This window comes from Capnocytophaga sputigena, assembly GCF_002302495.1.
Classification (GTDB): Bacteria; Bacteroidota; Bacteroidia; order Flavobacteriales; family Flavobacteriaceae; genus Capnocytophaga; species Capnocytophaga sputigena.
The window spans coordinates 927,992-950,162 of sequence record NZ_CP022379.1 but is presented as its reverse complement, the minus strand read 5'-3'; the positions used below and the strand labels follow the sequence as shown (position 1 = coordinate 950,162).

The 22,171-nt window shown below is 41.4% G+C and carries 13 protein-coding genes; 12 read left to right on the top strand and 1 reads right to left on the bottom strand.

Translation table 11 applies throughout. The features are described 5' to 3' along the window. Nucleotides 1-20: 20 nt before the first annotated feature. Complete coding sequence (locus tag CGC57_RS04120) at nucleotides 21-1,355, top strand: class I SAM-dependent methyltransferase (protein WP_095898080.1); 1,335 nt, start codon at nucleotides 21-23, stop codon at nucleotides 1,353-1,355. 88 nt (nucleotides 1,356-1,443) lie between these two features. Here the strand turns inward: CGC57_RS04120 and CGC57_RS04115 are convergent, their stop codons facing one another. Continuing rightward, complete coding sequence (locus CGC57_RS04115; RefSeq protein ID WP_095898079.1) at nucleotides 1,444-2,832, bottom strand: ATP-dependent DNA helicase; 1,389 nt, start codon at nucleotides 2,830-2,832, stop codon at nucleotides 1,444-1,446. 123 nt (nucleotides 2,833-2,955) lie between these two features. On the opposite strand from CGC57_RS04115, the gene CGC57_RS04110 reads away from it, so the two are divergent. The 11 genes from CGC57_RS04110 (at nucleotide 2,956) to CGC57_RS04060 (ending at nucleotide 22,148) form a co-directional block, all read left to right on the top strand. Then, nucleotides 2,956-3,618: a hypothetical protein gene (locus CGC57_RS04110; RefSeq protein ID WP_095898078.1), complete on the top strand. Its 663-nt coding sequence runs from the start codon at nucleotides 2,956-2,958 to the stop codon at nucleotides 3,616-3,618. Continuing rightward, entirely contained in the window at nucleotides 3,593-4,435 is an 843-nt protein-coding gene (locus tag CGC57_RS04105) for a DUF3822 family protein (protein WP_095898077.1), read from the top strand. Before CGC57_RS04110 ends, CGC57_RS04105 begins: the two co-directional genes overlap by 26 nt. A 9-nt stretch (nucleotides 4,436-4,444) precedes the next feature. Beyond that, complete coding sequence (locus CGC57_RS04100) at nucleotides 4,445-5,152, top strand: beta-carotene 15,15'-monooxygenase (RefSeq protein WP_095898076.1); 708 nt, start codon at nucleotides 4,445-4,447, stop codon at nucleotides 5,150-5,152. Between the two features lie 25 nt (nucleotides 5,153-5,177). Continuing rightward, complete coding sequence (locus CGC57_RS04095) at nucleotides 5,178-5,909, top strand: DUF2189 domain-containing protein (protein ID WP_095898075.1); 732 nt, start codon at nucleotides 5,178-5,180, stop codon at nucleotides 5,907-5,909. Next, a complete protein-coding gene (locus CGC57_RS04090; RefSeq protein ID WP_095898074.1) occupies nucleotides 5,906-6,616 on the top strand; it encodes a DUF4197 domain-containing protein in 711 nt (236 codons plus the stop codon). The genes CGC57_RS04095 and CGC57_RS04090 overlap by 4 nt, the downstream gene beginning before the upstream one ends. Before the next feature lie 114 nt (nucleotides 6,617-6,730). After that, the gene (locus CGC57_RS04085; protein WP_095898073.1) at nucleotides 6,731-8,689 is read left to right on the top strand and encodes a M3 family metallopeptidase; all 1,959 of its coding nucleotides are present in this window, start codon (nucleotides 6,731-6,733) and stop codon (nucleotides 8,687-8,689) included. Between the two features lie 77 nt (nucleotides 8,690-8,766). Further along, nucleotides 8,767-11,529 (top strand): DUF6493 family protein, encoded by a 2,763-nt coding sequence (locus CGC57_RS04080; protein ID WP_095898072.1) that lies wholly within the window; start codon nucleotides 8,767-8,769, stop codon nucleotides 11,527-11,529. A 35-nt stretch (nucleotides 11,530-11,564) separates the two neighbouring features. Beyond that, nucleotides 11,565-14,126, top strand: coding sequence for a DUF6493 family protein (locus CGC57_RS04075; RefSeq protein ID WP_095898071.1), 2,562 nt, complete (start codon nucleotides 11,565-11,567; stop codon nucleotides 14,124-14,126). Between the two features lie 20 nt (nucleotides 14,127-14,146). Next, the gene (locus CGC57_RS04070; RefSeq protein ID WP_095898070.1) at nucleotides 14,147-16,816 is read left to right on the top strand and encodes a DUF6493 family protein; all 2,670 of its coding nucleotides are present in this window, start codon (nucleotides 14,147-14,149) and stop codon (nucleotides 16,814-16,816) included. A gap of 25 nt (nucleotides 16,817-16,841) precedes the next feature. Next, nucleotides 16,842-19,490: a DUF6493 family protein gene (locus CGC57_RS04065; protein WP_095898069.1), complete on the top strand. Its 2,649-nt coding sequence runs from the start codon at nucleotides 16,842-16,844 to the stop codon at nucleotides 19,488-19,490. Nucleotides 19,491-19,553: 63 nt separating this feature from the next. Further along, nucleotides 19,554-22,148: a DNA gyrase/topoisomerase IV subunit A gene (locus CGC57_RS04060; protein ID WP_095898068.1), complete on the top strand. Its 2,595-nt coding sequence runs from the start codon at nucleotides 19,554-19,556 to the stop codon at nucleotides 22,146-22,148. The last annotated feature ends 23 nt before the right edge of the window (nucleotides 22,149-22,171 follow it).

Here is a 22,171-nt window from a genome sequence, read left to right as displayed (position 1 = left end):
CATTAGTAAATTGGTAGATTATGATTATACAAATACGTTCCAACAATCCTCACTTATTGGATGTTCTCAATAAAAACCCTAACACCGATTTTGGTATCTATGCCAAATCCCTTCGCAATGGGCAACTCATAGGTAATGCAGTAAATACGCATCAGTACGATGTAGTTTTTCAAGATACTCGTTACAGTTATCTACCTGAAGAGAGCAACCAAATTGATTTCCAAAGCTATTGTTCGCCTTTGGTAATCTTGCATTGTTGCAACGAATTTTTCAAAGACCAATTGCAGGAAAAAGAATCTTATTTCGAACAGGAAATCAAATGGTTGGGCAAAAAGCGCAGTGAAGTGGATAACCAGCCGTGTACTATTGAAGTGAAAAACCTCTATATCAATTCTTCTTGGTACAGTGGCGGACGTTTTTTAATGGAACGTTATTTCAAAAATTGCCAAATCACACCTCTTATCGGTAATAATGTAGCCCTTAAAATAGAAGGAAAAACCATTTTTGAGGCGCTCAACTTGCTCAGCTTTATAGCTGTGATTACGCATATTACCAATGAATACGGCGAATATACTTATATCGACGACTTTTTTGCACAGAAATACGCGCGTATCCTCACCAATATAGACGATGTGCCTTATTTTGTGTTCTATCTCTTTATCAAACGTGCTGTGAAAAGCGAACGCCAACTCAATGAAATTAAACCTGCTTTCGAGGCGTATTTCAAAGCTAAAGGACTCGACATTGAGTTCCAATTTACCGATACTCACGGTAGCCGTATGGAGTTTGCGGTGAAGGAGTTTGGTTTCGACTTTCCTATTTTGGATATAGGCTGTGGTGAACTGAAGTATTATCGTCGTTTTATGCGTAAGAACTACAGCTATAACCACCCTTATTTTGCAACCGATATAGACCCTGCTGTAGCCGAGTATGCCAAAAGTCTTTCTTACAAAATGGAGACTGACAACCTTGTGTTCCTGCGCAGTTTAGATGATTTTGCATACCAAAAACCGGTGAATATCCTCCTTACCGAAGTGATTGAACACAACACTCCTGCCGATGCTAAGACTTTGGTAGAAAGATGTTTGCAAATCCCTTTTCACAAAATGATTATCACCACCCCCGATAGCAGATTCAACAAGTATTATTTTGATGACCCTCAGAACGCTATCCGCCACGACGACCACCATTTTGAGTGGAATGATGTGGAGTTTCACGCTTTCATCAGCGAGGTACTCGCACCTTATCCTCAGTGCGAAGTGCGCTATGTAGGTATAGGTGATAAAATCAACGGTGTATGCCCTACACAAGCCGCTGTTATTCAAGCAACAGGTAAAGCCAGCAAGGGCTCATAGTTAGGTATGTAAGTTTTAGTATTAGAACTATTTTGCCCTCACTTCAGCGAAGTGGGGGCTTTTCTTTATGATGCAAAATTATCAATTGTCAATTAAAGTCTGTATCAGGAAATCCTATCAAATATACTTGTTGTTTGGCGCGGGTAAGAGCAGTATACAGCCAGCTGTAGTAACTTTCGTCAATTACGTAATCTTCAGGTAAGTAGGGCTTTTCAATGAAAATAACATCCCATTGTCCACCTTGACTTTTATGACAGGTAATAGCGTAGGAGAATTTCACTTGTAAAGCATTGAAGTACGGATTTTCTTTCAGTTGTTGATGTTTTTTGTATGATGAAGGTTCATCGTAATAATCGGCGAGCACTTCTTCGTAGAGTTGTTGGTTTTCAGCAGGCGTAAGGGCAGGCGCTTCGCTGTAGAGGGTGTTGAGGAGAATTACAGTATCAAAAGGCGGTTGGTTAGGGTAATCGATGAGTTGTGCAGAAACTTCAGCAAATCTAAAACCGTATTCTTCGTAAAAACTATAGATATGAAGCACCTCTATGATATCGCCATTGGCAATAAAACTCACTTCGGGGTTGTTTTTATACCAAAAATAATTGTTTTTCACGACCATTAGTAGGTCACCAGCAGCTATTTCATCTTCTATATCCAAAATAGTGCGGCGTATATAGGCATTCCACCCTACAGCACGCTTGTTAGAGCGCACAATAATAGCGGTTTCCTCACTTCCGTAAAGTTCATAACTCTCGTTAATAGCATCGGCAATATCCTCGCTACCCGTGAGTCGGGTTACATCAGGACTTTTGAGGTTGAACAGAAAATCGGGTGATTTAGCTTGTCCGAAAAGCGTTTTGCGCAGGCGGGTAGCATTGCGCAAAATCCCCGATTTGTTTTTTTGTCGTAGCACCTCAGTGAGGGTAGTGGAGAGCACCTCTTTGTTATATTGATATTCTAAATGACTCACACTCAATGCCGGACTCACCTCAGTACCCACAGGTGGTAGCTGGGCAGTATCGCCTATAAGTAACAACTTGCAATTTTTGCCCGAGTAGACAAAGCGCATCAGGTCGTCTATATCGGCGAGCATCGATGCCTCATCTACTATAAATAAGGTATTGTAGTGTTTATTGGCACGCAGTTTGAAGGATATTTCAGTGCCCATTGTTGTGGTGTAGTAAAGGTACTTATGGATAGTGAACGCCTGTTTTTTAGCGAAATGCGACATCACTTTAGCTGCCCTACCCGTCGGTGCTAAAAGTACCGCTTGGTGGTGAATCAGAGGAAGTGTAGCGATAAGGCAGCGCGTGATAGAGGTTTTTCCAGTACCTGCAAATCCTTTCAACAAGAATATTTTTTCAGAGGCATTAGCATCAAAAAGATAGTTGGTGAGCATTTGCAAAGCAACTTCTTGTGAAGGGGTAGGGGTATGTTTAAACGCCTGAAAGAGAGCGTTGAGAAAGGATTTTTCGTCCATTGTAAAAAGTATTGAGCGCACAAAAATATAAAAAAAAGTTAAAATAATTTTTTAGTTTCAAAAAAAGATTGTAGTTTTGCGCTATGCCAGTCAAAAAAATTTATTTAATATAATATTAAAACGATGAAAAAAATCTTACAAATTGCATTTTATCTATTAGGATTCGTGTTCTGCTTCCTAATTTACAGATCTATCACAGGTCCTATTGAATTTAACAAAATTAAGGAAAATCGCTACACTGAGGTGATCAAAAAGTTGAAGGACATTCGCAATGTTCAAGATGCTTATTTAAAAATTAATGGTGTTTACGCTAAAAATTTCGACGAACTTACTAAGTTTGTAGAAAATGCACGTTTTACTATCACTTCTCAACGCGATACCAGCTGGGTAGAGTTCGACAAAGGTTTTAACATTGACGTAATGCGTCAAGGAGTGCGTATTGATACCTTAGGATATGTATCAGTAAAAGATTCGTTGTTTAAAAACGATACTCGTTACAAAACTATGGGTGATTTACCTACTTTCAAAGGTGTGAAATCAGGTAAATTTAAAATGGAAACAGGTGAAATTACCGATAAAAACGGTGTAAAATCATCAGTCTTCCAAGTTTATGTGCCTAAAAAAGATATACTAGAAGGTTTAGACAAAGATTTAGTAGCTAAAGAAGTTCAAAAAACTTCAGTAGAAGATGTAAGAGGTCCTAATATCCAAGTAGGTTCACTAACAGAAATCACCGTAAATGGTAACTGGCCAACTTCTTATGACGCAAAAATCGCAAAACAATAAACAATTAGAAACGTATTTCAAGGAATTGTCCATTCAAATCAACTTGGATGGACTTTCTTTTTGTGTGTTTAACCCTGTGCTTACCTGCGTGGAATCTATCTACAATTTTCCTGTGAATTTTAGCTATAAAACTCAGGAAGAAATAAACGAGCAAGTAGAACGTGTCATCCAAAGTGAAGAAGACCTACGCCAAGATTTTACCACCATCAGGGTTTTGCACAACACTTCTCTTTTTGCCCTTATCCCACAATCTCTGTACGGCGGTAAGGACGAGATGTTGGACTATCTTAAGTACAGCATTGATATAAACAATGTCGCCCCCGAAACTGTGGAAATCGATAAGATTCTCTCTGTCGAAACAGTAAATGCTTACGTGCCTAACATCCTTGTAAACAATGCTTTACTCTCCTATTATGGCAGGTTCGACTATCAGCATTTCGCTACCTCACTGCTCAAAATGTTCCTCAAACATTACTCCTCACACGCTTTGGAAGTAATGTATATTTACGCCGAAGTAGGCTCTTTCTACTTTGTAGTCTTCAGAAATAAAAAACTCTACTATTTCAATCGCTTCAGTTATGAAACTATTGAAGATTTTCTCTACTACATCCTCTTTTCTATCGAACAATTAGATATCGATACCGAGCAAGTGCCTATCTATATCACGGGCGAAGTAGACCCTACCGCATTGTTCTACAGCAAAGTAAAATACTACGTACGACATATATACCTTATAAAATATCACAAACAACACTTTGCGGCAGGAATGGATGAACAGCTCATCCGTCGGAATTTCGTGCTCGCACAATCGTTTTAATTTAACGTTATGAAATTATCGAATATATTCATCAATGCATTGAGATTAGTACAAGCTACTTTTGGTATACACCTCTTGGGAGCTCTTCTCCTCTTTGTGGTGGTTTTCACTATATACGCTTTGCTACTCACCACCATTTGGGGAATGCCTATTGAGGGAATCGTAGAACTCAGCAAAAACCCCGAAAGATTGACTGCTTATGTAAATCAACCTCATTTCCTGATAAAATTTTGGTTTTTCTGCTTGCTAATCGATGGAATTATTACCCCTTTCACAGCGGGAGTTTATAAAAATTACGCCGAGGTGATAGCTGGTAGCCGCCCTTCCTTCCGCAACCTTTTTGCTTACTATCACGTGCGTGAAACCAATGATATTTTAGGACACGTGATTTTGCAAATGTGCTTAAAAACCTTAGTTTCAGTAGGTGCTATCGTTATAGGAACAGCCGCTTTAGGCTTAGCGCTTACCACTATCATATCCTTAGTGTTTGTACTCACTGTTCCTATTATCGTATTGGAAGGAAAATCGCTTTTCAGAGCAATGGGACATAGTTACCAACGGATAATGAGAGCACCTTTTACAGCCCTTATCGTTACCGCCTTTGGAATGGTATGCTTATTGATAGGGCTTTTTGCCTTTGGGATAGGAGTAACAGTTACTTATTCCTATTTGTTAGCAGGTATTTTTAGTATCTATCAAGCGACAAGTAACAAATAAGTAACAAATTAAAATATTTTATATTATGTCAGTATCCAATGTTTTAAGCCGCGCAGGCAATCTCTATAAGAGTAGCCTCGCAACCCTTATCTTGGGAGCTTTACTCCTCCTTATAGTCGTAACTATATTATATGTATTTTTCTTACCTTTGGCTTTAGGAGCAGGAATAGGTGAATTTACTGAAACAATAAGAAATTCTTATGATTATCAATCAGATACGCAAAGGATTATTGTAAAAGTGAAAATGAAACTATTAGGCATCTTTATCATCTGTGCCATAACACCATTGGTAGCAGGGTTCTATGAGAATTTTAGGAAAGTAGATCAAGGAGAACCTGCCTCACTTGATTATTTCTTTGTACACTATAACTCACCATACACGAGGCGCTTGCTAACCTATGCTGCCTTACTTACAGTGGCTACCTCATTGCTTTCCCTTTTGATGAATTTTTTTGAACTTCCTATATTGAGTACACTTTTCAATATTTTTATTTCTCTTATATTAACCTTTGTAATACCTATAATTATTTTTGAAAATCAGTCATTTGAACAAGCTGTAGGAGATAGTGTTGAGCGTGTAAGGCTCAATTTTGGCACAGTTTTTCTCTCAGGATTAGTGGGAGGGATTATAACTATATTGGGTGCTTTATTTTTTGGCATTGGGCTTATTTTTTCTTTGCCTTTTATGTTTGCTACATTCTATGCACTCTACACTGAAGAAAGAGGAATCACATCAAATAATAATAAGAATCTATGAAAAAACTAATGTTTTTAGGGCTCTTAGCTATGGGCTCTCTATCGTTGAACAGTTGCAACGAATTGCAACAAGTATTGAATAATACTTCACAAGGTGGCAGCGGTTTTAACGTAGCCAGCGGTCTCAAGCAAGCGCTCGAATTGGGTGTGAGTAGTGGGGTAGACCTATTGAGCAAGAACGGTGGTTATTTTAAAGACCAAGCGGTGCGCATCCTTTTGCCCGAAGAACTCCAAAAAGTAGATAAAACCTTGCGTTCTATCGGCTTGGGCTCTTTGGCAGATCAAGGGCTTAAAGTGCTGAACGAAGCTGCAGAAAATGCGGTGAGTCAGGCGAAACCTATTTTCCTTTCAGCTATACAAAATATGACCTTTACCGATGCGATGAACATCCTCAAAGGTGATAATACTGCCGCCACTACCTATTTGAAAAATACTACTTACAGCTCATTGGAAAGTGCTTTTGCTCCTAAAATCCAATCATCACTTAGCGAAGTAGGAGCTGATAAAGTTTGGGAAAATATCATCAATAAATACAACCAAATTCCACTGGTGAAACCCGTTGAGGCAAATCTCACCAAATATGTTACACAACAAGCTATCAATGGTTTGTTCGTGAAAGTAGGCGACAAAGAAAAAGAAATACGCACCAATGTAGCAGCGCGTACTACTCCTTTGTTGAAATCAGTATTTGCGATGCAAGATAACTAGGTATCAGGTGTCAGGTATTAGAAAATAGAAAAACTGTTTGAGAAATCAAGCAGTTTTTTTGTTTTATGTATGTAAAAAGCTATATTTGCACTCTCATACTAAAAAGACAATTTTATGTTTTATACTCCTTATGAATCAGCGCCATTTTCGCGCTTTACTCCTACTGACTATCTACCAGCTATTGAGAAAGCTATCGCCGAAAGCCTTGCTCAAATCAATAGTATTACACAAAATCCTGACCCCGCTACTTTTAAAAATACAATAGAAGCCTTGGCTTACACAGGCTTGGCGCTCGACCGACTTACAGCTATGTTCTTCAACCTCAACAGTGCCGAGACCAATGACGCCCTGCAAGCTGAAGCCCGACGCATCTCGCCCCTGCTTACTGACTACGGCAATGATATCCGCCTGAATGAAGCTCTTTTCAAGCGAGTAAAAACAGTATATGACCAGCGCGAAAACCTATCACTCACTGCAGAACAACAGACTCTCCTTGAAAAAACTTACAAAAGTTTTACCCGTAATGGGGCTAACTTATCACCCAATGATAAGGGGCGTTTGCGTGAGATTGACAAGCAGTTGGCTACCCTAAAATTGAAATTCTCTGAGAATGCATTGGCAGAGACCCAACATTACCAATGGGTGATTACCGATAAGGAACAACTGAGTGGGCTACCTGATTTTGTCCTTGAGATGCTCGCACAAGAAGCTAAAAAACGCAATGTACAAGGCTGGGTCATTACCCTCGACTTGCCCGTATATACTGCGGTAATGAAATATGCTGATAACCGTGACTTGCGTCAGAAACTCTTTACTGATTATCACAGTCGTTGTGCAGGAGAGAGTGCCTATAACAATGAAGACAATGTATTGCGTATCGCCCAATTGCGACAAGCGCGCGCCTCTTTGTTGGGCTACCCTAATTATGCTACCTTTGCTTTGGAAGAGCGTATGGCGGAAACCCCCGAAAAGGTGATAGCTTTCCTCAACGAACAGTTAGCAAAAGATAAACCTCAAGCTATTAAGGAATTAGAAGAGCTCAAAACCTTCTCTGGTCTCATCGATTTTCAGCAGTGGGATTTTGCTTATTATGCCGAAAAACTTAAACAAGAGCGCTACCAAATAGACGATTCGATCCTCAAACCTTATTTGACATTAGATAAGGCAGTGGAAGGAATGTTTGCGGTGGCACATAAGCTTTACGGCTTGCACTTCACCCTTACCGATGAGGTAGAAAAATACCACCCCGAAGTACAAACTTACAAAGTAACCGATGAAAACGGCAATTTTCTCGCCCTTTTCTACACCGATTTTTTCCCTCGTGCAGGCAAACGCAATGGGGCGTGGATGACCTCGTACAAGGAGCAGTATAGAGATGAACAGGGTAACGATTCCCGTCCGCACATCTCTATAGTGTGCAACTTCACCCGCCCAACAGATACCGCTCCTTCTTTGCTCACATTCAACGAGCTAACGACTCTCTTTCACGAGTTTGGACACGCTCTTCACGGAATGCTTTCCAAGGTAACCTATCCCTCGCTCAGTGGTACCAATGTAGCCCGCGATTTTGTGGAACTCCCCAGTCAGCTGATGGAAAATTGGTGTTATGAAGAAGAAACTTTGCGCCTTTTTGCCACTCATTACCAAACGGGGGAACCTCTGCCTATAGAATGGGTGAAGAAAGTAAAAGCTGTTGAAGACTTTATGAAAGGCATTTTGAATGTGCGTCAGTTAAATTTTGGATTCTTAGATATGGAGTGGCATACCTATCCTCATTTAGAACGTCTTGAAAATGTTCGCACTTTTGAACAGACAGTTACCAAAGCAACACAACTCTATCCGCCTATTGATGTGATGTCTATTTCTCCTGCTTTCTCTCATATTTTCAGTGGAGGTTATGCCGCAGGCTATTACAGCTACAAATGGTCGGAAGCCTTAGAGGAAGATGCTTTGGAAATATTTAAAGAAGCAGGATTTTTCAACAAAACAGTAGCTACACGTTTCCGCAAAGAAATCCTCGAGAGAGGTAGTAGCGAAAAGGAAAGTATTCTCTATAAACGTTTTCAAGGATAAGATGCAGTGCCCCTGCTTACTATGTTTGCCATATCAAATAAATAATCAAATTCAATAATAAAAAATCAAAAACAAAAATGAATCAAGCACTCATCACCGCCATTGCTGAAGGCGATTTCTCAGCTATTTTAAATATAACAAGTCAGCTTACCGATAGTGAGCGTTATGAAACTATAGCAGCTATTAGGGTATTAGACCCCTATTCAAAAAAAGATTTCCCGAGAAAGAACGTTGCACAAAAAGACACTTATTACCATAACCATCTGGTATCTCAAGCTTTTTACTACGCTCTTATCACTATGGTACGTGAGGAAAACGACATTGCTAAAGTGATGATGGATAGAAAGAATTATATAGGCGAACCTTATCAAGAAAACCCTTATAGGCTCTTCCGCTCTCGCTATATACAGCCCGTCATAGACTATTACGAGCAATTTCCTCCTGATGCTTATATCAAAAATGTGCTTAAAAAATGCTATACCAAAGAGATTAACGGACTCTCCTTTGGCTTTCAATGGTATTTCTACAAAAAAGGCTGGATTCCCTTTGACGAAGAGCGCTTCGTCAGAAACTTATTAGAAGTGGATCAAATGGATAACCGCTCGGTAACTGCCGATGCCCAATTCCTCTTCCAATACCCCGAAGCCATTGAAAAAGTACTCCTACAGCTCTATCGTATTGAGGCTAAAGTGCTCGACCTTTCCAAATGGGAAAGCGATGATACCCTGCGCAAGACCAATTATTTGGGTTCGGCTAAGGTAACTACCTATTGGGACGATGTATTTGAATTATTGGTGCATTATGGCTACCAAATCCCCCGTAGTTTTGTAGGGCAGCTTTTAGAATCATTGCTCAACCAATGGAAGAAACCCCACCTCGATTGGCACTGCCGTTTGCTCAAATGGCTTGCCCCTACCCAAGAGGAACTTTTGGCTCATCAACAAACGCTCTTTGCCGTTTTAGGCACTGGAGTAGGCAGTGTGGTAAAGACCGTTATGGAATACATCGTCTCTATTGCCAATGCGCCACAGTTTGATTTTGAGAGCTTTATGCAACAATTCCCGCTCGCCTTTACCGTAGAGAAACAACCTAAAGCACTCTTTCAAGGAGTAGAGATTTTGGCAAAGGAGTTCAAAAAACACCCTCCTACCGATGTCAGCTATCGCGAACAATTGGCAGTACTCTTCACCCAACCCGATGTAAAACTACAAGAAGCTGTAGCTGAACTACTCACCACCTATTTCAACCAAGAAGGTCTCCCCGAAGTCATCGCACTTTACCGCGATTACCTAAAAGGCAAAGCTCAAGACCTCCTTGCAACTCTAAGTCCATCGGAATCATCCGCCCCGTCCGACTTGTCCGACAGGTCAGCCTCGTCCGAGAACTCCAAAACTGCCTGTGCGGCTCGCACCTTAACCCCTATCATCTATCCCCTAACCCCTAATGAAACCCTCTTCCTCATTGGTGATTGTATCCGCGAGAAAACAGCCGCTACTATTGATGTTTTCTTTGATGCTCTCGTGCGCTTGCAAGACCAAATCCCCGCGGATTATGCTGAGCAGATAAAACCTTACCTCAAACAGCTTCTCGCTCGAGAGTGGTTTGTAGGGACGATGCCTCTACTATACTTATTTTTAGACTCTTGGAGTAACCAAAGCCCTACCCCCCTTGTATATGATCCCGACAAGGAATGGAAAGAAATTCAAAAACTCTACAAAGAACATAAATATACACAAGCCGACAAACTCGACAAACCAAGAGTGATGCACATAGCTGCCAATCAAGCACAGCAGACTTTCCCTTATCTCTTTAATAAAATAGCACGTACACTCCAAAAGCTCAAAGAGAAAGACACCTTGCCTTTCCTTTCTACCCCTACACACGAACCTTTCTATATAGAGGCAGAAGTGTTGGTGGATAAACTCTTGCAATACGAAGCCCAAGGCAAAGCCCCCGACTTCGATGACCTGATTGTCGCCTGCAACCGCCTGCTCTTTTGGGAGGTTTCGGCAGCAGCCAAAGAAAAAGCCCAACAACTCAAAGGCGACTATGCTCCTGCTATTCAGTATTACTTAGGTGTTACTGATAAAATACAATTAAACGAAGCACTTCTACCGCTATGGACGCAAATCACCCGCCTAAAACACCCCGATGAGGAGTTCAAAGTATTTGAAAATACTCAGGCAAAGAATATCCTTAGCGTGGTAAAACCTTTTTATATCAAATACGGTTGGGAGAAAAGAACTTATGCCAATGGTGAAGTAGGCGAAGAGTTCACCTATCACTGCAATCATTATTACAAATACAAGAATAAGAAAAGCCGTCCTGCCCTTTACAACTATTACAATACCAATGAAGGAGAATGCACTTCGGCTCAAGAGGCAGAGTATAAACTAAGCCTCAACCCACATTATCCCGATGCGATATTATGTGCTTACATAGCGCTCTGGGCAACGATGAATGAGGCAGACCAAGTGCGCGATATGACTTTGCCTTTGGAAGCTGTTTTGCGTTATGACCTGCGTGTGCGCCACAGCGGTTGGCTGTATATAGGCGCGTGTTTGCTCTTTGAAAAACGCCCCTCACGTGATTTGGCGTATGAATATATTTGTCAGGCAATTGCTCGTGGTGAAGACTTAACTCACTTGAAAACTTACCTTGCCCGAGTACTCGCTTGGGATTACCTGCCTATACCGCGCTTTATAGAATTCCTTGACCGCCCTAATCCACCAGCCGTAAAAGCCTTTGGCAAGGAAGTAGTGGAACTCTATTTAGAAGAAGTGAAAAAGCAGAACAAACTCCCGCGCAATCACAAAAAGTTAGCAGCTTTTAATGATTAGTCACTATTCATTTTTCACTATTAATTTTTTTAGTTATGAAAGAAAACTTACTTTCTGCCATTAAGGCACACGATTTTACCGCTATACGCAATATTTGCTTTGCGCTTTCAGAGGAAGAACGCAATAGCCTTATACATACTTTGCAGACAGCCCGCTGGGAACAACTATATCACAACACTCAAAAAAAAGCTCCTCGCTTAACTTTAGAGGAAAGAAATTATTTTTCGTATTCACTTTTATGTCTTTGTAGGACAAGTGAAGAATTGAAAGAAATAAAGTTGTCAGGAGAAACATTTTCTTCTAATGATCAGATGATACTCTATATGAGTAGAATTCACTTTTCAGAGATATTGAATTTGATAGAAACCCAAGAAGGAAAATACCTCATTACTTTGTTTAAATCTTTTTCTGAAGAAGATTTGCTAACCGAATTTGCCTTTCAGAACCTTTGGACTCTTTATCAAAAGGGTATTATTACCTATAATGAAAATCTCTTTATAGAAAAATTCTTCTTTAGAAACTATAGAAATATCACCGATGAACCTTTTGTCGATTTTCTATTGGAAAACAAGCAAATCTGCGAGAAGATTTTTGCCATAGTCCCCCAACATATCACCCAAGAGGTACCCTATCCTTCTGATGCTTGGAAAGAGTTGTACAGTATTCTGCAAGCTAAAGGATATTTCGCAGATCGTAGTATCGTTGGCAGTCATATAGAGGCATTACTAAATCCTTACAAAAAGAATATCCTTGACTTCTTTTGCCGTATTATTGAAACATTCGAGCCTACCCGTCAAGAACTTTTATCTCATCAAAGCACCCTTTTTGCCCTGCTCAGTAGCGACAAGACATCGGTGGTGAACTTTGTGATGAAACTCATCAAAGAGATATCCAGCGAAAAAGGATTTGACTTCCAAACCTTTGCCGACAACTTTGCCCTGTGTTTTGCTACCCAAAAGATAGCCAAATCACAACTTATAGGTTTGGATATTTTAGCAAAGCATTACAAAAAGCAAGCCCCTACTAATCCCGACTACCGCGAACAATTAGCGGTACTCTTCACCGTCCCTGACGTAAAACTCCAAGAAAAAGTTGCCAACCTCCTCACCACCTATTTTAACCACGAAGGTCTCCCTGAAGTCATCGCCCCTTACCGTGATTACCTAAAAGGCAAAGCCCAAGACCTCCTTGTAACCCTAAGTCCATCAGAAAATTCAGAGAACTCCGAAAACTCCGAGAACTCCCACACCCCAAAAATTGCTCCTGTCGCTCGCATTCCTCATACTTGGGACGACCTGCTCTTCCTTATTGGCGACTGCATTCGTGAGCGTTCGCCTCTTGCTTTAGATCTTTTCTTTGAGGGCTTGAACCAGTTACAAGCGCAAATTCCAGCTGACTTCTCTCAGCAGATAAGTCCCTACCAAAAGCAGTTGGGCGACCAGCCTTTTGAGTTCACTACTTACCGAAAATGTATGCGCTGGGTGATCGATGTTTGGGAGGGCAAAGCCTCGCTCTCTGATGATATTTTTGGCAGAAAACTCTATAACCCTGTGCCTTTCCTCCGTGATAAAACTAAGCGACTGCTACTAAAACTCAAGCAAGGCAACTCGCTTCCCTTTGTGAGTACCCCTACCCATAGTCCTTTTTATATAGATACACAGACATACTTGGAGCGCATTATCCAATATGAAAAAGCTGGCAAAACGCCTATGTTAGAAGATGTTATCGTGGGGCTTAACCGTTTGCTGCCTACGGAAGTTACCGAAGAGCAAAAGCAATTAGCTCTTTCACTCACAGGTGAGTATGCCACTGCCTTGCAATATTACTTTGAGGTAAACAAGCAAATAGCTGTAACTGATGCTACGCGAGTACTCTGGGGGCAAGTGTTACGCCTAAAAGACGTTGATGGGGTATTTTCGGAGTTAGAAATCCCACAAAAAACTAACTTACAAGGCTTGGTACGTCCGTTTTATCTGAAATACGAAGTGAAGCCTACCAAAATTAACGGTGTAGAACGGAATAAGATTATTTTGGAGGACAATTGGGATAAAACTTACGCCACTTATGTGTATTACAACGAGTTTGGAGCCAATTATTACAATGTATCGCCGATGAGCAAGGGGAAAGATGAGGATATTGACTATCAACTCAGTGTGAACCCACGCTATATAGATGGTTGGCTGTGCAAGTACCTGCTCACTTATGCCCAAGGTGTGGACGGAGAATCCCTTACTGAAGCTACTCGTGTGATGAGTCTGCTTTTGCAACACAACTTGCTTATTTATCACAGCGGTTGGCTAATGGTCGCTACTTGTCTTTTAGCCGAAAGGAAGGATTTGCGTGATTTGGCTACTGAATATATACTTTTAGCCCTCCAAAGAGGGGAAACGCTCACCTATCTCGCTGAAGCCATCGGGACGCTTTTAGCGCATAAATACGCTCCTATTGCCCGCTTTGTAGAGTTTTTGGATATACCAACCAGAGACCCGAAAATAAAGCAATTTCAGAAAAAAGTAGTGGAAGCCTATTTGCCTTTGGCTGAAAAACTAGATAAGAAACCTACAAATCACAAAAAGTTAGTAGCTTTTAGCGATTAGTCACTATTCATTTTTCACTTATGAAAGAAAACTTACTTTCTGCCATTAAGGCACACGATTTTACCGCGATACGCAATATTTGCTTTGAGATTTCTGAGGAAGAAAGACAAGAGCTAAAGAGTTATTTTGCCCGAAAGAATTTTAACTTTATCTTTCGGGAAGTTCTCGAAAAAGAAAAAAGATACCATTTCTCTAATAAGGAATTAGCCATTATCTCATACACTATTATGTGTGTGTGCAATACCTTAGAGGAGGTAAGAAAAATAGAACTTTTCCAGAATATAGAACCTTATGTAAAGGGGAATTACTACTATTTTCTATCTTCTTTAGAAGACGAAGTTTTATTAGATTTCGTTCAAACTCCACAAGGGGCTTATATGATAGAAGGTATCCAGCTGATGTATAAGGATAATCCTTTGGAGATGTCTTTTCAAATACTTTGGTCGGTATACAAGGCTGGGTATATTCCTCTTAATGAGGGTGTTTTTATACAAAGAATGTATGACCTCAATTGGTTTAAGGCAGAAGAGTATCTTACTAAATACCTGTTGAAACACCCAGAAACAGTTGTTCTTTTTCCTTCTGTACCAGCGTATATCCAAGATACTATATTTACTACAGAAGAATGGAAAAAAATATATCATACCCTAAACAAAAAAGGATATTTCACTAACAAAAATACGATTCTCCACGCTTTTATTGAAGCCCTACTGAACCCTTGGAAGAAGACTGTGTTGGATATGTATTGCCGTTGGATAGAAACCCTCGAACCCTCCCACCAAGAACTTTTATCTAACCAGCACACCCTTTTTGCCCTGCTCAGTAGCGACAAGACCTCGGTGGTGAACTTTGTGATGAAACTCATCAAAGAGATAGCCAGCGAAAAAGCTTTTGATTTCCAATCTTTTGCTGATAACTTTGCCCTGTGTTTTGCTACCCAAAAGATAGCCAAATCACAGCTCATTGGTTTAGGTATTTTGGAAAATAGCTACAAAAAGCAAGCCCCTACCAATCCTGACTACCGCGAGCAATTAGCGGTACTCTTCACCGTCCCCGATGCCAAACTTCAAGAAAAAGTTGCCAACCTCCTCACCACCTATTTCAGTGGAGAAGGCTTAGCAGAAGTTGTAGCACCCTATCAGGATTACCTAAAAGGCAAAGCCCAAGACCTCCTTGCAACTCTAAGTCCATCAGAAAATTCAGAAAATTCTGAGAACTCCGAAAACTCCCAAACTGCCTGTGTGGCTCACACCTCCCAAACTGCCTGTGCGGCTCGCACTCCTCGCACTTGGGACGATCTGCTCTTCCTCATTGGCGATTGCATTCGTGAGCGCTCTCCCCTTGTCTTAGATCTTTTCTTTGAGGGCTTGAACCAGTTGCAAGCACAAATCCCTGCAGATTACCCAGAGCAGGTAAAACCCTATCTCAAACAGTTACTCTCTAACGAAAGGGCTGTTACATCACTATTCTATCAGTTTTTAGACTTGTGGTGTAGCCAAAGCCCTATCCCTCTTGTTTATAATACCAATAAGGAATGGAATGAATTACAAGAACTCTATAACGAAAAGAAATACTCACAAGCCGAGAAGTTCAACAAACTAAGAGAAATACATGTAAGTGCTAATAAAGCGAAGAAGATCTTCCCTTTTCTCTTCAATAAGATAGCATGTACTCTACGAAAGCTCAAAGAGAAAGAGACGTTGCCATTTATCAGCACCCCCACTCACGCTCCGTTTTATATAGAACCGCTTACCTTTTTAGAACGCATTATTCAATATGAAAAAGCAGGTAAAACCCCTATACAAGAAGATGTTATCATAGGGCTTAACCGCCTGATCTCCACCGAGATTACAGAAGCACAAAAGCAATTAGCTCTTTCCCTTATAGGCGATTATGCTCCTGCCTTACAATATTACTTTGAGGTAAATAAACAAATAGCTGTAACCGATGCTACACGAGTACTCTGGGGGCAAGTTTTACGTCTGAAAGATATTGATGGGGTATTCCCTGAATTGGAAATCCCTCAAAAGCCTAATCTACAAGGCTTGGTGCGTCCGTTTTATCTGAAATACGAAGTAGAACTTACCAAAATCAACGGTGTAGAACGAAATAAAATCATTTTGGAAGACAATTGGGATAAAAAACATAGTACCTATTCGTACTATAATGAACTCGGAGCCAATTATTACAATGTATCGCCGATGGGCAAGGTAATAGATGAGGACATTGAGTATGAACTCAGCCTGAACCCTCGCTATATTGATGGCTGGCTGTGCAAATACCTGCTTACTTATACCCAAGGTATGGATAGCGAAAGCCTCTCGGAAGCTACCCGTGTGATGAGTCTGCTCCTTGAGCACCACTTACCTATCTATCACGGCGGTTGGCTAATGGTCGCTACTTGTCTTTTAGCCGAAAGGAAGGATTTGCGTGATTTGTCTACTGAATATATACTTTTAGCACTCCAAAGAGGGGAAACGCTCACCTATCTCGCTGAAGCCATCGGGACGCTTTTAGCGCATAAATACGCTCCTATTGCCCGCTTTGTAGAGTTTTTGGATATACCAACCAGAGACCCGAAAATAAAGCAATTTCAGAAAAAAGTAGTGGAAGCCTATTTGCCTTTGGCTGAAAAACAAGAAAAGAAACCTACGAATCATAAGAAGTTAGTTAGTTTTTTGATTAACTAATAATTATAATAATAAAAAGTACCTTATGAACAAAGAACTTATCTCAGCCCTTAAAAATGAAAATTGGGCAGAAATCCGCCGTATTGCCTTCGCCCTTCCCGAAGAAGAAAAGGCACAAATCAAAAAACAAACCCAGCACAAAGATTGGGAAAATATATTCGAGAAAAAGCATCTTAGCTACAAAATCGAGTATGTCATCACCTATCTGATGATGTGTGTTTGCCATAATGTAGAAGAACTGCTCAGCGTAGAAAAGCAATTGGATTTCACTTCTGTAAAGAGTTTTCATACACGTATTAAGTATCCTCTTTTCTTTCTGAATTCCCAACACACCCAAGCCTTTATGGATTTTATCCATACCTCCGAAGGAGCGTATATGATAAAAGGTGCCCAACTGGTTTTTGAGCAATCCCCGCGTAGTTTTTCTATCGAAATACTCTTAGCTCTCTATACAGAAGGGATGATCCCTTTCAATGAGGAGATTTTTGTCAAGAACCTATATGATATTGAGTACAGCCGTACACAAGAAACTGAAGTAGCTGAGGTATTACTTGAGTACCCAGAGTTGGCAACGCGTGTGATTCCTCATACGGCTAAGTATATAGATTATGTTATTAGTAGTAGTTTGGAATGGCAAAAAGTCTTTACTTTGCTTTGTAAGAAAAACTATTTCCCTGATAAGTGCTTCGTAACCAGCTTTATAGAAGTGTTGCTCAACCCTTGGAAAAAGAATGTATTGGATATGTACTGTCGATGGATTGAGGGATTAGTACCTACTGAAAAGGAGTTGATCCCAAGCCAGCATACGCTCTTTGCCTTACTAACCTTGGACAAATCATCGCTTATCAACTTTGCGATGAAGTGTATAGCTCAAATAAGTATTCATCCTGATTTTGATTTCGAAGCCTTTGCCAATAATTTTGCACTTTGCTTTACTGTCCAAAAAATCGCTAAATCCCAACTCATAGGGGTAGAGATTTTAGAAAAATACTACCAAAAGCAAGCCCCTACCAATCCCGACTACCGCGAACAATTAGCGGTACTCTTCACTGTTCCCGATGCCCAACTCCAAGAGAAAGTCGCCAGCCTCCTCACCACCTACTTTAACCAAGAAGGTCTCCCCGAAGTCATTGCTCCTTACCGCGATTACCTAAAAGGCAAAGCCCAAAACCTCCTCCAATCCTTACCCTCGCCCAACTCATCAGAGAACTCTGAAAACTCCGAGAACTCCCACACCTCCCACAGTTTCCGCACCCCCAAAACTGCCTGTGCGGCTCGCACCCTAACCCCTGAAGACCTCCTCTTCCTCCTCGGCGACTGCCTCCGTGAGCCTGTAGCTCATACAATAGATGTCTTTTTGGAGAGGCTTATCACCTTGCAAGATAACTTCCCTGCCGATTGGGCAAAGTCCCTTTCGCCTTATATCAAACAGCTCACCAAGCGAGTAGATAAGGAGGAAATCCCTACCGATGCCATTCTCTTGCGAGTTTTGCGTGCGCTGATAGACCGCCGTCCTTTAGCACTTGACCCTAAGTGTAGCTATACGTGGGAAGAACTCTGTAAAAAGCGCAAAAAGCTCTCCGAAAAAGAGTTTGAAGCCTATACGCAGGATTATTATTTAGGCAATGCCCGCCAAGTCCTGCCGTTTCTTTTCCGCAAGGGGCAAATGGTCATTGATTCCATTCTCCTGCACTGCCACTTGCCTTTGCTCTCTACCCCTACACACCTGCCTTTTTATATAGAAGCAGAGGTATTGGTGGATAAGCTTTTGCAATACGAAGTACAAGGCGTACAACCTGATATTGACGATCTCATTGTGGCTTGTAACCGCTTGCTTTTCAGAGAAGTTTCGGCAACAGCCAAAGAAAAAGCGAGACAACTCAAAGGAAATTATGCGCTTGCTATCCAGTATTATTTAGGTTTAACTGATAAGATACAACTAACCGAAGAGCTTCTCCCTCTTTGGGCGCAAATCACTCGTATCAAGCACCCCGATAGAGAGTTTCCAGAGTTTGAAAACACTTCAGCTAAGGATATTCTGGGGGTAGTGAAGCCTTTCCTAATTAACTATGGTTGGCAGGAAGATGAGGGTCATAAAAAATTTACTTTTGGACACCACACCGAGTGGGTAGGGGTAAGTTATACAGATCTAAAGAATGCCTTTCCGTATCGCTATTACAATGCTAATGGTGGAAGTTCGCCCATCAGTACTATTTTTGAATATAAGCTAAGCCTCAATCCTCACTACCCCGATGCAATGCTGTGTGACTATATCAGCACTTGGGTTACAGGCAACGAAGTGCGCGAAATTCGCAATATGTCAGTGCCTTTGGAAGTGCTTTTGCGCTACGACATTAGGGTACGCCATAGCGGTTGGCTCTATATAGGTACGGCTTTGCTCTTTGAAAAACGTCCTTCGCGAGATTTGGCGTATGAATATATCTGTCAGGCAATTACTCGCGGGGAAGACCTCACTTACCTCAAAACTTATCTCGCTCAGGCGCTCGCTTGGAACTTTTTGCCTATCACTCGCTTTATTGAGTTTCTCGATCGTCCCAATCCGCCTGCTGTCAAAGATTTTGGTATAGCAGTGGTAAAGCAGTATCTCAGCATAGTAAAAGAAGATGAATTGCCTAAAAACCATAAGAAATTGGCTAATTTTCTAATTAGCTAATATGCCAATTGCCTAATTGACAAATTATTTTTACCTTTGCCCTTTCAAAAAGAATCTGTACTGATGGAAGACAATACGCCTCAAAACACTGCTTCACAAGGAGATAGCATTATCAAAATCACGGGTATGTACCAAGATTGGTTCTTGGATTACGCTTCGTACGTAATCCTCGAACGCGCTGTACCAGCAATCGAAGATGGCTTTAAGCCCGTACAACGCCGTATTATGCACTCGCTTAAAGAATTAGATGATGGTCGCTACAACAAGGTGGCTAACGTGGTGGGAAATACAATGCAGTATCACCCTCACGGCGATGCGAGTATAGGTGATGCTATTGTACAAATCGGTCAGAAGGACTTGCTCATCGATACCCAAGGTAACTGGGGGAATATCCTCACAGGCGACGATGCGGCAGCGCCTCGTTATATCGAGGCACGCCTTTCTAAATTCGCTCTCGATGTGGTGTTTAGCCCTAAGGTAACCGAATGGCAATCGAGCTATGACGGTCGTAAAAAAGAGCCTATCAGCTTGCCGGTGAAGTTCCCGCTCCTCTTGGCACAAGGCACCGAAGGGATAGCTGTGGGGCTTTCTACCAAAATATTACCTCACAACTTCATCGAGCTCATCGAGGCTTCCATTGCTTACCTCAAAGGCAAATCGTTTGAACTATACCCCGATTTTCCTACGGCGGGCATTATGGACGTAAGTGGCTATAACGATGGCGCAAGAGGCGGACGTGTGCGGGTGCGTGCTAAGATTTCGCAACTCGACAAGAGTACCCTTTGCATCACCGAAATTCCGTTTACTACGAACACCACTTCACTTATAGATTCTATACTGAAAGCCAACGAAAAAGGCAAGATAAAAATCAAAAAGGTAGATGATAACACAGCTGCCAATGTAGAAATATTAGTGCACTTGCCCAACGGCACGTCGCCCGATAAGACTATCGATGCGCTCTACGCCTTCACTGCCTGCGAAACGGCTATTTCGCCCATTACCTGTGTGATAGAGGACAACAAACCGCATTTTCTCACCGTTTCAGAAGTGTTGCGCCGCAGTACTGACCGCACGGTAAGCCTGCTCAAACAAGAGCTCGAAATTGAACTTTCTGAACTCGAAATGCAATGGCACAGTGCCTCGCTCGAAAAGATTTTCATCAGAGAAGAGATGTATATCGACTTCAAAAACTACACCGATAGAGAGAGTTTGTACGAGTATCTATACAAGCGTTTTGAGCCTTTCAAAAAAGATTTACTCCGTGAGATTACCGATGATGATTTGGCTAAACTCACTCAAATACCAATGATTCGTATCACCCGCTTCGACTCTTATAAGGCTGATGAAAATATCCTCAAAATTGAAGCCGATATTGAGGAAGTAAAAAACCACCTCGCAAACCTTATCGACTATGCGATTGCTCATTTCGAGCGCCTGAAAAAAACATATAGCAAAGGACGTGAACGGAAAACTGAAATTCGCGTGTTCGATACCATTGAGGCGACCAAAGTAGTAGTGCGCAATACCAAACTCTATGTGAACAGAGCTGAAGGCTTTGTGGGTACAGGCTTGCGCAAAGATGAGTATGTAGGCGATTGCAGTGATATTGATGATGTGATTGTATTTACCGAAAGCGGTGCGATGTACGTTACCAAAGTAGCTGATAAACAATATATAGAGAAAAATATCATACACGTAGCGGTCTTTAAGAAAGACGACAAGCGCACCGTGTACAATATGATTTATAAGGACGGACAAACGGGCTTCTCCTATATCAAGCGCTTCAACGTTACGGGTATTACCCGCGATAAGAAGTACGAGCTCATTCCGCAACACAAAGAGTCGCGTGTGCTCTATTTCACCGCCAACCCTAATGGTGAAGCCGAAGTGGTAACTGTGAACTTGCGTCAGTTAGGTACTTTGCGCAAATTGCGATGGGATATCGATTTTGCCGATACCCTCATCAAAGGGCGTGGCGTGAAAGGAAATCTCGTGAGCAAATACGCTATCAAGCGCATTGAGCTAAAAGAAAAAGGCGTATCAACTCTCAAACCGCGCAAGATATGGTTCGACGACATTGTAAAACGCCTCAACACCGAAGAGCGCGGCACGTTACTCGGGGCTTTCAAAGGCGATGACCGTATGCTTCTCATTACCAAAGAGGGCGTTGTGAAGACCATTATCCCCGAATTGAGTCTGCATTTCGAGAACAATATTGCCGTAATGGAAAAATGGGTGCCTGAGAAACCTATTTCGGTGATTTACTACGATGGCGAGAAAGAACGCGTGTTTGTAAAACGCTTTGTGGTAGAGAATGAAAACCGCGAAGAGTTAGTAATTACCGAACATCCTAAATCGCAATTGCTTTTCGTCTCTGCCGATTGGCGACCTATGGCTGAGGTAATCTTTACCAAAGAAAAAGGTAAGGAGAAAGAGAATCTTACTGTGAATTTAGAAGAGTTCATCAGTGTAAAAGGTATCAAAGCCTTGGGTAACCAGCTCACCACCGACAAGGTGAAAACTATCAACACCCTTGAGTCTCTTCCCTACGAAGAACCTCAAGAAGAGGAACTTGTAGAAGAAGATTTAGGCGATGAAGAAATTGTCCCTACTCCTGAAAACGATAACAACGGCACCCAAACAGAATTAGAATTTTAATGCATCATACACTTTGCCAAAGA

Coding starts and splice junctions, on each gene's coding strand:
- CGC57_RS04070 (WP_095898070.1), top strand. CDS start 14,147: ATGAAAGAAAACTTACTTTCTGCCATTAAGGCACACGATTTTACCGCG.
- CGC57_RS04115 (WP_095898079.1), bottom strand. CDS start 2,832: ATGGACGAAAAATCCTTTCTCAACGCTCTCTTTCAGGCGTTTAAACAT.
- CGC57_RS04090 (WP_095898074.1), top strand. CDS start 5,906: ATGAAAAAACTAATGTTTTTAGGGCTCTTAGCTATGGGCTCTCTATCG.
- CGC57_RS04060 (WP_095898068.1), top strand. CDS start 19,554: ATGGAAGACAATACGCCTCAAAACACTGCTTCACAAGGAGATAGCATT.
- CGC57_RS04075 (WP_095898071.1), top strand. CDS start 11,565: ATGAAAGAAAACTTACTTTCTGCCATTAAGGCACACGATTTTACCGCT.
- CGC57_RS04110 (WP_095898078.1), top strand. CDS start 2,956: ATGAAAAAAATCTTACAAATTGCATTTTATCTATTAGGATTCGTGTTC.
- CGC57_RS04105 (WP_095898077.1), top strand. CDS start 3,593: ATGACGCAAAAATCGCAAAACAATAAACAATTAGAAACGTATTTCAAG.
- CGC57_RS04120 (WP_095898080.1), top strand. CDS start 21: ATGATTATACAAATACGTTCCAACAATCCTCACTTATTGGATGTTCTC.
- CGC57_RS04095 (WP_095898075.1), top strand. CDS start 5,178: ATGTCAGTATCCAATGTTTTAAGCCGCGCAGGCAATCTCTATAAGAGT.
- CGC57_RS04080 (WP_095898072.1), top strand. CDS start 8,767: ATGAATCAAGCACTCATCACCGCCATTGCTGAAGGCGATTTCTCAGCT.
- CGC57_RS04065 (WP_095898069.1), top strand. CDS start 16,842: ATGAACAAAGAACTTATCTCAGCCCTTAAAAATGAAAATTGGGCAGAA.
- CGC57_RS04085 (WP_095898073.1), top strand. CDS start 6,731: ATGTTTTATACTCCTTATGAATCAGCGCCATTTTCGCGCTTTACTCCT.
- CGC57_RS04100 (WP_095898076.1), top strand. CDS start 4,445: ATGAAATTATCGAATATATTCATCAATGCATTGAGATTAGTACAAGCT.